Here is a 15,468-nt window from a genome sequence, read left to right on the forward strand (position 1 = left end):
TTGGTAAAAATATGGAGGTTAAATTATTATAAATAAAGGAGAAAAGGTTATGTGCAAGTATGATATTTCAGTAGAAGAAATGTGGTTAAGCTATTTAGAAATTTTAGGTGAGAATGAAAAAACTACGAAAAAAAATTATACCGCTTGGCATTTTTGTAATGATGTGAAATCTGCCAATGAGTTAGCGGAACTTGTTTTGGAAGGAACAAAAAGAGGAACAGCCTCTTTATACTATTGGTATAAAGAAGAAGGAGAAGAACTGCCAAAAGTTGATGAGTATAGCATAATTACTAATTGGCAAGGTATTGCTAAGTGTATTATTAAAACCACTAAAATAGAAATTATCCCTTTTAAAGATGTAACAGAGAAGTTTGCTTCAATAGAAGGTGAAGGCGATAAATCTCTAGACTATTGGAGAAATGTCCATCGAATATATTTTGAAGATGAATTAAAAGAAATAGGAAAAGAATTTAATGAAGATATGGAAATAGTATGTGAAGAGTTTGAAGTAGTATATAAATAAAAATTTTAAAATATAAATATGAATAAAGAATTTTCTTTGTAGCATAAAACTCATAATTAATCAAATAATTATGAGTTTTTTATTTAACAACTTTTTATATTTAGAAAGTTGTTAAATAATTTTGATAAAATAGTTTTTTAAATTAATAATAGAGCTATTTGTCTTATTAAGATAAACTATTTTATTTAAATAATTAGTGATAAAAACTACTATGATTGCATAGTTATATTTTAAGTAGCAAACATAGGAGGATTATCAATGAAGGTTTTGTTGTGTGCAAGACAGGATTATTTAAAAAGTTCTGCTGGTGACTCCATCATTGTAAAAAAAATTTACAAAAATTTAAAGCAGTTAGGAGTTAATGTTGATATAGATAGAGGAGAGTTATATGAATATAATGATTATGATATTATTCACTTATTTAATATCAATGTTCCAGGAGAGATATATAGGTATTATAGACAAAGCCTAAAAGGAAAAAGTAAAATTGTGATTACTCCTCTTTATTTTAATATGAGTAATTATTATAACCATATAGGAGAAACTGAAAAACTAAAATTGTGGAATAGTTGTAATATATATAGAAGAGAACTTTTAAGAAAAAGTCATATGATTTTTTGTAATAGTAAGTGGGAATTAGAAAATTTAAAAAGAGATTTTAAGTTTGATACTCCTTGTAAGGTAATTTATAATGGAGTGAATATGTTAGAATATGAAGACGTACCACTTTATAATTTTACAGAACGACATGACGTAAATAATTATGTGCTATCTGTAGGAAGAATATATGAGGCAAAAAACCAACTAATACTTTCAAAGGTTTGTAATGAGTTGAATTTACCTTTAGTTTTAGTAGGAGGAGTTTCGAATAAAAACTATTTTAAAAAATGTTTAGCTTATAAAAATGTACAATACTTAGGTTTTATGGATAACTATAATGTATATAATGCTTATAAATTTGCTAAAGTTCATGCATTACCTAGTTTTATGGAGCTAACAAGTCTTTCTTCTTTAGAAGCAGCGGCAAGTGGATGTAATATCGTAGTAACAGAAGAAGGAGCTTCAAGAGAATATTTTAAAGATTTAGCTATATACTGTAATCCTTATGATGAAAATTCTATAAAAGAAGCCATAATTAAGGGATATAATAATAGAAAAAATAATGACTTAAAGGAATATGTGTGTAAAAGATATACTTGGGAAAATACTGCTAAGCAAATATATGAAGAATATTTGAAATTAATAAATAGTTAGTGGACTTTTTAGTCCACTTATTTTTATTTGTAGGAATTTGCATTTTCACTGTTTAATATGGTTTAAACTATATTTATAAATAAATAGATAATATAAATAGGTTTTTATTTTTATAAATAAAAACTATATAATGGAATAAAAACTTTGTCTTATATACTTACTATTGGTATAATTATATTCGTAATTATAAGCTCAGTAATAGGAGAGATGAACATGAAGAAAATAGAACTATTAGCACCAGGTGGAAGCGTAGAAAGTTTGCATGCAGCAGTGCTTTCAGGGTGTGATGCAATATATATGGGCGGAAGCAAGTTTTCAGCAAGAGCTTATGCTAATAATTTTGATGATGAGAAATTAAAAGAAGCAGTAGATTACTGTCATATATATAATGTTAAGGTTTATATAGCTGTAAATACTTTAATTAAAGAACTTGAGTTTGAAGAGGCTATAGAATATGTGAGATTTTTATACGAAGTTGGAGTAGATGCAATATTAGTTCAAGATCTAGGTCTGTTTTATGCTATAAAGAAGCTATTACCGGATTTTGAAGTTCATGCTTCAACCCAAATGACAGTTCATAATGGGGAAGCTGCCTCATTTTTGAAACAATTAGGCTTTAAAAGGATAGTACTTTCGAGAGAGCTTTCATTAAAGGAGATTGAATATATATCTAAAGAATTAGATATAGAGACAGAAATATTTGTTCACGGTGCGTTATGCGTTAGTTATTCAGGGCAATGTCTTATGAGTAGTATTATAGGTGGAAGAAGTGGAAATAGAGGACGTTGTGCACAGCCTTGTAGATTACCCTATACACTAATTAATAAAATTTCAAATGAAACAAGAGGAGGATACTTACTAAGTCCTAAAGATATCTGTACTTTTGAAGATATCAAAAAAATTATAGAAAGTGGAACTTCTTCTCTAAAAATTGAAGGGAGAATGAAAAGACCTGAATATGTTGCAGGAGTAGTTTCAAGTTATAAAAAAGCTATTAATGCTTTTTATGAAAATAATGATTTTGTAGATATTAAAGGTGAATATAATAAATTGGCTCAACTTTTCAATAGAGAAGGGTTTTCTAAAGCATATATGTTTGGAAATGTAGGAAAAGATATGATGGCATATAATTTTCCTAAGAATACTGGCGTGTATATTGGAAAAGTAGAAAAGGATTTGACCATTAAGTTGGAAGAGGATATTCATCTTAAAGATGGAGTTAGAATAGGAGAAGGTGGATTTACCGTATCTGGTATAAAGATAGGTAAGAATGAAGTGCAATATGCTGTAAAAGGAGAAAAAGTAATATTAAAGCCTACTAGATATAAAGAAGGAGATATGTTATATAAAACTTCTGATATAGAACTTTCAAAAGAACTTTCAAAGATTTATGAAAATGTATATGGTAAGAAACTTTTAATAGATGTAAAAGTGGAGTTTATAGTAGATGAATCTATAAAGATTATCACGAATTTTGAAGGAAGTAATTTTATTGTAGAAGGAGATTTAGTTCAAAAAGCAATAAAAAGGCCATTAGATAAGGAGAGTATAATTAAAAATCTTCAAAAATTAGGAGATACTCCATTTGAATTTAATAATATTGAATTTAAAACCTTTGAGGAAGGATTTATACCGGTGTCTTCAATTAATTCTGTAAGAAGAGAGTTAACTGAAAAAATATTAAGCTTTATAAAGGAAAGCTACAGAAGAGAAGATAAATTGAAGTTAACTGTTAATAATATAGAAAAACAGCCACAAAAAGGTAAAATTCCTGAACTTTTAGTTGCAGTTAGCAACTTGCAACAATTAAAGGCAGCTTTAGATAGTGGAATAGAAAATATTGCAGTGGACTTTTTCTTTAAAGGTAATCAGCTGAAAATTGAGGAAGTTAAAAACTATGGAAAGTTTAATTTATATATAAAAACTCCGAATATAATTAAAGAAGAATTTGAAGGTATTTGTGAATTTATATATAAAAATTTAGAGGATGTTAGAGGTATAGTAACAGCTAACTTAGGTATTATAAGTAGATTTAAAGATAAAACATCTTTAATTGGAGATTATAAACTGAATATATTTAATAGCTATAGTGGAGAATTTTATAATCAATATTTAGATGGAGCTTCAATAAGTGTAGAACTTAATAATAAAGAAATAAATTCAGTTGTGAAAAATACTAGTATTGCATCTCAAATAATAGTTTATGGTAAATATGAGCTTATGGTTAGTGAATACTGTGTAATAGGAAGTACCTTTGGAGGAAAGTCACTATGCTCTAATTGTGCTGTCAATTGCGCTAAAGGTAACTATATTTTAAGGGATAGAAAAGGTGAAGACTTTAAAGTGTTAACAGATAAATACTGTAGGAGTCATATATTTAATAATGTTCCCGTTAACTTAATTCCTAATATGAAGGAACTAAGAAAGAACAATATACAAAGCTTCAGAGTAGATTTCATAGATGAGGATTATAATAAAACAAAGGAAGTTTTAGATATAATTAAAAAGGAAGAGTTTTTAGGAGATTATACAAATTTTACAAGAGGACATTATAAAAGAGGAGTAGAATAGAGAAAGTTGGTGGTACAATGCAGGAGAAAACTTTAAGAGTATTAGAATACCCGAAAATAAAAGAAAATCTTAAAAAATATACAAGAACATCCGCGGCAAAGGACATTATAGATAGATTAGAACCTTATAATAATATATATGAGGTAAAAGAGCATTTACAGGAAACTAAGGAAGCTTTTCAATTATTAACAAAAAAAGGTAATCCTCCTTTTGAAGGGATATATGATGTTAGGGAAGCTATAAAAAGAGCAGAAAAAGGGTCAGTGCTTTTACCAGAACAGCTTATTAGAATTGCATCTATGCTTAAATGTGCAAGATTATTTAAGGATTATATAGCTCATAAAGAAGAGGAAGAAAGCTATAGAGTATTAGAAGATATATGTATAGGTATTGTTCCTCTTAAAAAAGTAGAGGATGAAATATTTAGAGCTATAATTAGTGAGGAAGAGATAGCTGATAGAGCATCTCAGGAGCTTTATGATATAAGAAGAAAACTAAGAGAAAAATCTTCTTCTGTAAAGGATAAGGTAAATTCATTAGTTAGAAGTAATTCTAAGTATCTTCAAGAACATTTATATACTATAAGAGGAGATAGATATGTTCTTCCTGTAAGAACTGAATATAGAGATGCAGTGCCAGGTCTTATACATGATCAAAGTTCAAGTGGTGCTACTTTATTTATTGAACCTATGGGTTTAGTTAACTTAAATAATGAAATAAGAGAACTTACATTAGAAGAAAAAGCAGAGATAGAAAGAATCTTAAGGATATTATCTCAAAGTGTTACGGACAATGTTGAAGTTGTTGAAAATAATGGAAATATATTATGGGAATTAGATTTTATTTTTGCAAAAGCTAAATATGCTAGTGAAATTAATGCTATTTGTCCGGAAGTAAATAATGATGGAATTATAGATTTAATAGAAGTTAGACATCCACTTATAGATCCTAAGGTAGTAGTACCTAGTGATATATATTTGGGAAGAGAATTTACTTCACTTGTAATTACTGGTCCTAATACAGGAGGAAAAACTGTAACTCTTAAAACTGTAGGACTTATTCAATTGATGGCAATGAGTGGTATCTTAATTCCAGCAAGACAAAATTCTGCAGTAAGCTTTTTTCATAAGGTTTATGCAGATATAGGAGACGAGCAAAGTATAGAACAAAGCTTATCTACTTTCTCTTCACATATGACCAATATTGTTGGAATTATAGAAAATGCAGATGATAATTCTCTAGTACTATTTGATGAGTTAGGTTCAGGTACAGATCCTACAGAAGGAGCAGCTCTTGCAGTTTCAATACTAGAAAATTTAAGGAAAAGAGGATGTAGAGTGGTTGCTACTACTCACTATAGTGAGCTTAAGGGATATGCATTAAAATCCATAGGAGTAGAAAATGCTTCCGTAGAATTTAATGTTGAGACCCTAAGACCAACATACAAATTACTTATAGGTATACCAGGAAAATCTAATGCTTTTGAAATCTCAAGAAGACTAGGACTTCCAGAATACATTATAGATAGTGCAAGGGAAAATATTTCCAAAGATACCTTAGAATTTGAAGAGCTTATTCAAAGCTTACAACAAAAGAGTATTAAAGCTGAAAATGATGCAAGAATTGCTGAAATGCTAAAGAAAGATGCAGAAAAGCTTAAAGAAAGATATGCAGAAAAGCTTTATAAATTTGAGAAGTCTAGAGAAAATGCACTTTATGATGCACAAAGAGAGGCAAAACAACTTATAAGAGAAGCTAAAGAAGAATCTGATACTATTCTTAAAAATATTAGAGAGCTTGAAAGAATGGGATATAGTTCGGAAGTAAGAACAAAACTTGAAGAAGAGAGAAAGAAAATTAAAAACAAGCTTGAAAATGTAGAATTTGCATCACAAAAAACAGAGGAAGCTAAAGGAGAAAAGCTTAAGTCTATTAATGAAGGTGATGAAGTTTATCTTCCAAAATTAAATCAAAATGTTATAGTTATATCAAAAGTAGATTCTAAAGGTGAAGTTCAAGTACAAGCAGGAATAATGAAAATAAATGTAAAGCTTTCTGACCTTAGAAAATCAAAAGTATCACCTGAGGATAAAAAGATTAGGAAGATGGAAAAAAGAGAAGCAAAATTAAACTTAAGAAATGTAGCAACTTCTGTAGATTTAAGAGGTATGGATTCGGAGGAAGCTAGTTATACTGTTGATAAATATTTAGACGAAGTTTACTTAGCAGGTCTTAATGAAGTGTCAATAATCCATGGAAAAGGTACAGGGGTACTTAGAAATGCAATAACTGACTTATTAAAAAGCCATCCTCATGTAAAAGGATTTAGATTAGGAAATTATGGTGAAGGTGGTACAGGAGTTACTGTTGTAGAAATTAAGTAAATATAAAAGATAATAATATAATAAGAAATAAAAATTATAGATGAAATTAATTTTGTAAGAATTGATTTCATCCATAACTGTGATTGTTTATTGACAGTGATTAAAAGATTAGAAAGTATTAGTTATTTTGATATATATGTTACGAAATCCTATATATTTGTATGAAAGGAGTGAGATTTTGGTTTTAGTAAGTGCATGTCTTTGTGGCGTTAACTGTAAGTACGATGGTGGGAATAATCTTAGAGAAGAAGTTTTAAAGCTTTTAAAAGAAGGAAAGGCGATACCAGTTTGTCCAGAACAGTTAGGTGGCCAAGAAACTCCAAGAGAACCACATGAAATTGTACAAGGTGATGGTGCTATGGTTTTAGATGGCAAAGCTAGAATATTAGGACCTAAAAACGATGATGCTACTAAAGAATTTGCAAAAGGAGCAGAAGAAACCTTGAAAATTGCAAAGGCTATAGGAGCAGAATATGCTATTTTAAAAGCTAGAAGTCCATCTTGTGGAGTAGGAACAATATATGATGGAACTTTTAGTGGTAATAAAAGAAGTGGCAACGGAGTTACCGCAGAACTTTTGATACGTAATGGTATAAAGGTATTTACGGAGGAAAATCTTAAAGAATTCTTTGATATATACAATAGTTAAGGATGGGAGCGGTATTTTATGAATATGAATGAAGTTAAAAAAGTTGCAAGAGAAAATTTAAGTAATAGTTGTAGAGTATGCAAGGCTTGTAATGGGGTAGTATGTTCTGGAGAAGTGCCAGGAATGGGTGGAAAGGGAACAGGAGACTCCTTTAAAGCTAACTTTGATGCATTAAATAATATAAAGCTAAATATGAGAGTTATTCATGATGCTAAAAATCCTGATATAAGCACAGAGCTATTCGGAAGAAAAATGGATATTCCTGTTTTTGCAGCACCAGTTACTGGAACTACTTTAAACATGGGTGGAAAACTTACAGAAGAAGAATATATTTCTTCTGTTATTGATGGATGCGTACAAGCTGGTATATATCCAATGGTTGGAGACACAGCAGTTGATGCTTTTCTAATGACTAACCTGGAGGTGTTAAAGAAATATAATGGTAATGGTATAGTATTTATTAAGCCTTGGGAAAATGAAAATATTATAAATAAAATTAAACTTGCAGAAGAAGCAGGAGCTTTTGCTGTAGGAGTGGATATTGATGCCTGTGGCCTTATAACATTAGCATTACACGGTAAGCCAGTTATGCCTAAAGGTGTAGAAGAGATAAAAGAGCTTGTAAGTAGTACAAAACTTCCATTTATATTAAAAGGTATAATGACTGCTGATGAAGCTATACTTGCAGTTGAAGCAGGAGTAGATGCAATAGTTGTTTCAAATCATGGTGGAAGAGTACTAGATCAAACACCAGGAACTGCTGAGGTCTTAGAGGATATAGCTAAAGCTGTTAAAGGAAAAGTAAAAATACTGGTAGATGGTGGAATAAGAACTGGAGTAGACGTATTAAAAATGTTAGCTCTTGGTGCTGATGGAGTACTTATAGGAAGGCCATTTGTAACGGCTTCCTTTGGTGGAAAGGTAGAAGGAGTAAAAACATATATTGAAGAACTAAAAGGTGACTTAAAATCCTCAATGGTATTAACAGGTTGTAAAAATATAAAGGACATAGATAGTAGGATCCTATATAGAAAATAATATTTCACATAAATGAAAATCCACCTTTGGGGCAGATAATTGTTCAAAGGTGGATTTTTACTAGGGACGGTTCATTAAAAAATATTCATGTTTTCTAATTATCCTATGACAATTTTGTTTAGGGATTTAGACAATGGCAATAATTATAAAAAACTGTGTTAATTGGAGGAGTTCCTGTGGCTAGAGTAGCTAGAGTATTAAGTGAAAGTGGAATATATCATGTTATGACTAGAAGTTTTCCTGATAAGCCTTTATTTTATGATGACCAAGATAAAGAAAAAATGCTTCAAATTCTAAGAAAACTACAAATTGAAGAAAATTTTAAGATTTACGCTTACTGTTTAATGGATACCCATACTCATTTTTTAATAGACATTAATGGCGGAGATTTAGGTAAAATGATGAAAAAATTTAACTTAAGATATGGAGGATATCTTAGAAAGTGTAAGAAGCATAACGGACCAGTATTTAGAGACAGATATAAAAGCAAGCCCATAAATAGCGATACATACTTAATAGAAGTTTCTAAATATATACACAGAAATCCAGTAGATATAAAAGAATACAAAGAAAAACCAGAAGATTATATGTATTCAAGTTTATCACTGTATTTAGGATTAGAAAAAAACAGATTTAATATTTGTAATGAAGAATATATAATGAGTTTCTTTGGGAGAAGAAAAAGAAGAGCAAGAAAGAATTATTATAATACTATGTTTAGCATAGAAGAAGAAAAACTCAAAGAAACGGAATTTGAAAATAATAAGTCAGAATATAGAAGTGAAAAAATTGTTTTACTTAGAAATTGTTCGGAAAAGGAAATAAGTAATTTTATTTGTGAGAGAACAGGAGTTGAGCAGATAGAGTTAAAATTAAAACATAGAAGAAAAGGTAGGAAGGCGAAGGCTATATATGTAGTGTTTTTAACTCAGTTTAGTGGTAAAAGTCAAAAAGAAATATGCAAGATACTACAAAATATAACACAATCTAATGTATCTGCGCTTTGTAAATATGGAGTAGAATTAATAATTAAAAATAAATTTTATCAAACTATGCTAGATGAATTGGTAGATTTAAATGCTCAGAAAATAGCATAGAAATTTAAAATAAAACTTTTTATATAATATCTTATGCTATTTGTATACAAGCAAAATAGGACAAGCTTAAAAATAAAATGAAAATTTCAATTAATAACATGAAAATAAGTAATAAAAATACATTATTATTTCTAATTTATATTTTAATTATCATTTCTAAGGGACGGTTCATAACTATATTCAGTTTGGAATTATATTTTAGATAAGATTGTGGTATTTTTATAAAAATAAAATGAACCGTCCCTTAGAAAAAATGAACTTTTTGTTGATTTTCTGTATATGGGGTATATTAAGCATTATATTTTATGTTAATATAAGAATATATTAAATTTAATTTCATAAGGATAAGAAAAATTGTAGTTTTATTTTGTAGGGAATTATGTTTTTAAAAATCAAAAATAATAATCAGAATATTTAGTTAATTAGCGCGAATCTGTATATAATACTCTATAAAAAGCATATAATTAGGTAATTTATTAATAATAGTTTGACTATATGATTTTATTAGGTATGGATAATGAAAATAGGAGGGACTTATGATTAAAATAAATGATTATAAGCTTTCATATAAGTTTATTCCAGTAATCATAATAATTTTACTATTATTTTTGAGATTTCCTTTGCATTTCCAGTTATTTTTAAAATACTACCTTTAGATACTGATATAATGAATAGCATTTTTACCAACGGTACTTATTTATTAACTTCTATTTTGATAATATATGAAAGAAAAAAATTATCACAATTTAATTTTACATTTTTTTCAATGATATTATTTACTACAATGCCTATAATAGGCTTTTTAGTTACTATTTTTAGTAGTAATCCTCAACAAGTGCAATATAATTTTCTTGATTATATAACTTTAATTATGGCAATATTTTTATTAATATTATTAATTAACCACAAATTTTTACTACCAAGGAAAAGTTTAAAGCAAGTAATTATTGGATTAATGATTTCTATTATATTAGGGATTGTATTTAGCTTTTTAATAACTGGATTTAAACCCATTGATAAATTAGGAGATATAAAAATTTCTCGATTATTACCATTATCTTTGTTTCAATTCAACTATGTGGTAATTAGTGAAGAACCGCTTTTTAGAGGATTTATTTGGGGTTATTTACGTAAGTTTAAATGGAAGGAGTCATGGATTTTAATATTTCAATCAACAACATTTATGCTAGGTCATATTTATTATTTAGGCAATTATCCTATATTTGTTTTTATAAGGACATTTATTGGTGCTTTTGTTTTAGGTATAATTGCTTGGAAATCTCGCTCTGTAGCAAATAGTATGGTTGCTCATAGTATTATCAATTCATTTTCTCAGGTTATAGAAGATTTGTAGGCATACAACTATAATAAAGAAAATTAATTAGCATAAAAGATTAATTTAGTATTTTTTATATTAGTTACATTAATTATTCAAATATTAAAATTCAGTAAATAATAAGTATATTTACGGATTAAAGGGGGGCTTTTATTATGATATTATTAAATCCAGTGGTTATTTCAGTTATGGTTATGATAGTTCTATGTCTTTTTAAGCTCAATGTAATACTAGCTATTTTAATTTCTGCAATTGTTGCAGGATTATCATCAGGAATGACTATAGACGGAGCTATGGAGGTTCTTATAAGTGGAATGGGAGGAAACTCAGAAACAGCTTTAAGTTATATTTTATTGGGAGCTTTAGCTGTTGCGGTAAATAAGACAGGACTAGCAACTATACTAGCAAAGAAGATAGCTAATATAGTTAAAGATAAGAAAATAGTCTTTGTGTTATTGATAGCTCTTATAAGCTGTTTCTCACAAAACTTAATACCAGTTCATATAGCATTTATTCCTATTTTAATTCCTTCATTGATAATGTTAATGAATAAGTTAAAAATTGATAGAAGAGGGGTTGCTTGTGCTTTAACCTTTGGATTAAAGGCACCATATATAACTTTGCCGATTGGATTTGGACTTATATTCCATAATATTATAAGAGATCAAATGATATCAAATGGACTAAATGTTACAAATAGCATGATTGCAAAAGTTATGTGGGTTCCAGGACTAGGAATGTTTTTAGGTCTATTAATAGCTGTATTTATTTCTTACAGAAAACCAAGAGAATATAAAGATATTTCTATACAAGAATTAGTACCAGAAACGGAAGATATAAAAATGACTTCAAAGCATTGGTTTGCTCTTTTAGCGGCAATATCTGCTTTTGCTGTTCAAATTGTTACAGAATCACTTCCATTAGGAGGATTATGTGCTTTAATTGTGTTATTTATAACTAGAGCAATTAAATGGAGTGAAATTGATGATCTTATGGATGGTGGCATTAGAATGATGGGGTTCATAGGTTTTGTAATGTTAGTAGCTGCAGGATATGGGAATGTATTAAGAGAAACTGGAGCAGTTGAAGCACTAGTAGCAGCAGTATCTGGCATGGTTGGAGGAAGTAAACTAATAGGAGCGCTATTGATGCTTTTAGTTGGTCTATTAGTTACTATGGGCATAGGAAGTTCTTTTGGAACTATTCCAATCATAGCAGCTATATACTGCCCACTAGGAGTAAGTCTAGGATTTAGTGTGCCGGCTATAATTGTTTTAATAGGTGTTGCAGGAGCTTTAGGGGATGCCGGATCACCTGCATCAGATAGTACTCTTGGACCGACATCAGGGTTAAATATAGATGGTCAGCATGATCACATTTGGGATACATGTGTACCTACATTCTTACACTATAATATACCTCTATTGATATTTGGCACTATAGCAGCAATGATATTGTAAATTTATTTATATAATCAAAAATGTCTTTAATATAAAAAAATATCAGAAAAACGTGATTTATTCACGTTTTTTTGATATAAAAAAATATTATATGCACTTTAGCTGCTAAAATTGACAAAATATTTTAAATCTTTATACTTAAATTAAGAATAATTTTTAAAGTTTTTATTGCAAAAAAGATTATATGCAAAAAAATTTTCAACATTAATTTGGTTGAAAAGTCATATGCTTTAATGGAGTTGGCCAAAGATAATTTTATGACCTTACTTCAGACATCTTCAAAAAATAGGGGGCTGTATAAAGAAATTGTTATCTAAGGAGGAATTTATGATTAAAAAATTAGATCAAATAATTGAAAAGGCAAAGCTTGGAGAGAGAAAAACCCTTGCAATTGCGGTTGCACAGGATAAAGTTGTTTTGGAAGCAGCAGTACAAGCTGTTAGAGAAAATATAGTTAATGTTATATTAGTTGGGGATAAGGAAAAAATTCAAGCAATTGCTGTAGAAGGTAACTTAGATTTAACTGAATTTGAAATTGTTGATGAAAAGGATATTAAAAAAGCAGCCGCAAAATCAGTAGAGTTAGTTTCAACAGGGAAGGCACATTTTTTAATGAAGGGTATGTTAGGTACCTCTGATTTATTAAAGGCAGTTTTAAATAAGGAAGCAGGATTAAAAACAAGTAATTTATTATCTCATGTTATGGTCTATGATGTTCCTAGTTATCATAAATTACTGTTTTTAACCGACGGAGGAATGGTGCCATACCCAGAACTTCAAGATAAGGTTGGAATAATTAATAATGCAGTAAAAATTGCCCATGCTTTGGATATAGAATGCCCAAATGTAGGAGTTATTTGTGCAGTTGAAGTGGTAAACCCTAGTATGCAAGCAACATTAGATGCAGCAGCATTAGCTTCAATGAATAAAAGAGGACAAATAAAAGGATGTATAATTGATGGGCCATTAGCTTTAGATAATGCTATTTCTAAGGAGGCAGCAGCACATAAAGGAATTGTTAGTGAGGTAGCAGGAGAAGCAGATATATTGCTTGTTCCGAGTATTGAAGCAGGAAATTTCTTAGGGAAATCATTAACTTATTTTGCAAAAGCCGAAAGTGCAGGAGTAATTGTAGGAGCAAAATGTCCTGTAGTGCTAGTGTCAAGAGCAGATAGTGCTAAGTCTAAATTATACTCAATAGCTCTTGGAGCAACCTTAGTTTAATTATAAATTTACAAGTTATTTCATGTATTTTAAAGATAAAACTTATTATGAAAAATTAATTTATTTAAAGTAAATTAATTAAAGACTCATTATTTTAATTAGTTTTTATAAAAGTTAAATTCCAAATACGTAACAGATATTATGGGGAATATGGAGGGGAAGATATGAATAAAGTTATTATGACTGGAAATGAGGCAATAGCAAGAGGCGCTTATGAAGCAGGTTGTCATGTTGCTTCTGCTTATCCAGGTACGCCAAGTACAGAAATCTTAGAAAACTTTGCAACTTATGAAGGTGTTTATGCTGAGTGGGCACCAAATGAAAAAGTTGGTTTTGAGGTTGCAGCTGGAGCTTCAATAGGAGGGGCTAGAGCTTTAACTACAATGAAACATGTTGGATTAAATGTGGCCGCCGATCCATTATTTACAATGGCATATGAAGGTGTAAATGGAGGGTTTGTTGTAATTACAGCAGATGATCCAGGAATGCATTCATCTCAAAATGAACAAGATAATAGATTTTATGCTCCACATGCTAAAGTAGCAATGCTAGAGCCGTCAGATTCTCAAGAATGTTTAGATTTTATAAAAAAAGCTTATGAAATTAGTGAAGAATTTGATACCTTAGTATTATTTAGAGTTACTACAAGAATTTCTCACTCTAAAACTATTGTAGAACCAGGTGAAAAACAAGAAGTTGCAGTAAAACCTTATGAAAAAAATATAAGAAAATATATAATGACTCCAGGGCATGCTAAATTAAAACATTATGAAGTAGAAGAAAGATTAGAGAAGTTAAGAAAATATTCAAATAGCTGTGAGCTAAATAAAATTGAAATGGGAGATACTAAAATAGGAATAATAACTAGTGGTGTTTCCTATCAGTATTGTAAAGAAGTATTTGGTGATAATGTTTCATATTTAAAAATTGGAATGAGCTATCCACTACCAGATGAAATGATTAAAGAATTTTCCTCTAAAGTGGAAAACATATATGTAGTAGAAGAAAATGATCCATATTTAGAAAATGCAGTTAAAGTACTAGGCACTAATTGTAAAGGTAAAGAAGTAATACCAGTTTGTGATGAATTAAGTCCTGATATAGTGAGAAAGGCTATTTTAGGTGACGTTAACGAGATTAAATATTCAGTAGATGTAAAACCACCTTCAAGGCCACCAGTATTATGTCCTGGATGTCCACATAGAGGAATATTCTACGCTGTATCTAAATATAAAGATGTAATAGCTGCAAACGACATAGGCTGCTATACTCTAGGTATGAATGCACCTCTTAATGTAGCTGATACAGTAATTTGTATGGGCGCTTCAATTTCTGGTGGAATAGGAATTGAAAGAGCTTCAATAGTAGCTAAGAGAGAAGATAAAAAAGTATTTTCATTTATAGGAGATTCAACTTTCTTCCACTCAGGAGTTACAGGTCTTATAAATTCAGTTTACAATAATACTCCGATAGTAACTGTAATTTTAGACAATAGAATTACAGGAATGACAGGGCATCAAGAGAATCCAGGAACAGGAAAAACTCTTCAAAATAATCCTGCGCCTATGATTGATCTTGAAGATTTAGTACTTGCTTGTGGGGTTAAGAAGGATAATATAAGAGTTGTTGATCCTTATAAATTAGAAGAAACAAAGAAAGCAGTGGAAGAAGCACATAAAAGCAAAGAGCCTTTTGTAATAATTACAAAACAACCTTGTGCATTAATAAAAGAAGTATTAAAGGCAAGAGCAGATCTAAGTTGTAGAGTAAATCAAGATACCTGTAGAAAATGTAAAATGTGTTTAAAAACAGGCTGCCCGGCTCTTAAATTCCAAAATGGTATAGTTTCAATAGATGAATCTATGTGCAATGGTTGTGAGTTATGTAAGCAAGTTTGTCCGTTTAAAGCTATAGAGAAGGTTGGTGAATAAT

Annotated in this window: 11 protein-coding genes; all 11 read left to right on the plus strand. The window is 29.5% G+C overall.

From position 1 onward, the window contains the following. Positions 1–49 precede the first annotated feature (49 nt). The 11 genes from ACWPW7_RS09830 to iorA all read left to right on the plus strand — a co-directional run bounded on the left by ACWPW7_RS09830 (position 50) and on the right by iorA (position 15,467). Positions 50–523 (plus strand): ASCH domain-containing protein, encoded by a 474-nt coding sequence (locus tag ACWPW7_RS09830; RefSeq protein WP_454053365.1) that lies wholly within the window; start codon positions 50–52, stop codon positions 521–523. Between the two features lie 258 nt (positions 524–781). After that, positions 782–1,777, plus strand: a complete 996-nt coding sequence (locus tag ACWPW7_RS09835) for a glycosyltransferase family 4 protein (protein WP_291564416.1) — start codon at positions 782–784, stop codon at positions 1,775–1,777. A 213-nt stretch (positions 1,778–1,990) separates the two neighbouring features. Beyond that, positions 1,991–4,348: a DUF3656 domain-containing U32 family peptidase gene (locus tag ACWPW7_RS09840; RefSeq protein WP_454053366.1), complete on the plus strand. Its 2,358-nt coding sequence runs from the start codon at positions 1,991–1,993 to the stop codon at positions 4,346–4,348. 17 nt (positions 4,349–4,365) lie between these two features. Then, positions 4,366–6,732 carry an endonuclease MutS2 gene (locus ACWPW7_RS09845; RefSeq protein ID WP_454053367.1) on the plus strand — a complete coding sequence of 789 codons (2,367 nt, stop codon included), beginning with the start codon at positions 4,366–4,368 and terminating at the stop codon, positions 6,730–6,732. 178 nt (positions 6,733–6,910) lie between these two features. Further along, on the plus strand, positions 6,911–7,381 hold the full coding sequence (locus tag ACWPW7_RS09850; RefSeq protein ID WP_454053368.1) for a DUF523 domain-containing protein: 471 nt from the start codon (positions 6,911–6,913) through the stop codon (positions 7,379–7,381). 18 nt (positions 7,382–7,399) lie between these two features. Continuing rightward, a complete protein-coding gene (locus ACWPW7_RS09855) occupies positions 7,400–8,419 on the plus strand; it encodes an alpha-hydroxy-acid oxidizing protein (protein WP_454053369.1) in 1,020 nt (339 codons plus the stop codon). A 176-nt stretch (positions 8,420–8,595) separates the two neighbouring features. After that, positions 8,596–9,516, plus strand: a complete 921-nt coding sequence (locus ACWPW7_RS09860) for a transposase (RefSeq protein ID WP_454053370.1) — start codon at positions 8,596–8,598, stop codon at positions 9,514–9,516. Between the two features lie 667 nt (positions 9,517–10,183). Then, entirely contained in the window at positions 10,184–10,870 is a 687-nt protein-coding gene (locus ACWPW7_RS09865; protein ID WP_454053371.1) for a CPBP family intramembrane glutamic endopeptidase, read from the plus strand. A gap of 137 nt (positions 10,871–11,007) precedes the next feature. Next, complete coding sequence (locus ACWPW7_RS09870; protein ID WP_454053372.1) at positions 11,008–12,312, plus strand: Na+/H+ antiporter family protein; 1,305 nt, start codon at positions 11,008–11,010, stop codon at positions 12,310–12,312. A gap of 327 nt (positions 12,313–12,639) precedes the next feature. Beyond that, positions 12,640–13,536: a phosphate butyryltransferase gene (locus ACWPW7_RS09875; protein WP_454053373.1), complete on the plus strand. Its 897-nt coding sequence runs from the start codon at positions 12,640–12,642 to the stop codon at positions 13,534–13,536. 164 nt (positions 13,537–13,700) lie between these two features. Beyond that, positions 13,701–15,467 carry an indolepyruvate ferredoxin oxidoreductase subunit alpha gene (gene iorA / locus ACWPW7_RS09880; RefSeq protein ID WP_454053374.1) on the plus strand — a complete coding sequence of 589 codons (1,767 nt, stop codon included), beginning with the start codon at positions 13,701–13,703 and terminating at the stop codon, positions 15,465–15,467. Position 15,468 lies beyond the last annotated feature (1 nt).

It is taken from the genome of Clostridium sp. Marseille-Q7071, assembly GCF_965112025.1.

Bases quoted from the DNA above. Each gene is read 5' to 3' on its own strand.
- ACWPW7_RS09830 (WP_454053365.1), top strand. From the start codon at position 50: ATGTGCAAGTATGATATTTCAGTAGAAGAAATGTGGTTAAGCTATTTA.
- ACWPW7_RS09835 (WP_291564416.1), top strand. From the start codon at position 782: ATGAAGGTTTTGTTGTGTGCAAGACAGGATTATTTAAAAAGTTCTGCT.
- ACWPW7_RS09840 (WP_454053366.1), top strand. From the start codon at position 1,991: ATGAAGAAAATAGAACTATTAGCACCAGGTGGAAGCGTAGAAAGTTTG.
- ACWPW7_RS09845 (WP_454053367.1), top strand. From the start codon at position 4,366: ATGCAGGAGAAAACTTTAAGAGTATTAGAATACCCGAAAATAAAAGAA.
- ACWPW7_RS09855 (WP_454053369.1), top strand. From the start codon at position 7,400: ATGAATATGAATGAAGTTAAAAAAGTTGCAAGAGAAAATTTAAGTAAT.
- ACWPW7_RS09865 (WP_454053371.1), top strand. From the start codon at position 10,184: ATGAATAGCATTTTTACCAACGGTACTTATTTATTAACTTCTATTTTG.
- ACWPW7_RS09870 (WP_454053372.1), top strand. From the start codon at position 11,008: ATGATATTATTAAATCCAGTGGTTATTTCAGTTATGGTTATGATAGTT.
- ACWPW7_RS09875 (WP_454053373.1), top strand. From the start codon at position 12,640: ATGATTAAAAAATTAGATCAAATAATTGAAAAGGCAAAGCTTGGAGAG.
- iorA (WP_454053374.1), top strand. From the start codon at position 13,701: ATGAATAAAGTTATTATGACTGGAAATGAGGCAATAGCAAGAGGCGCT.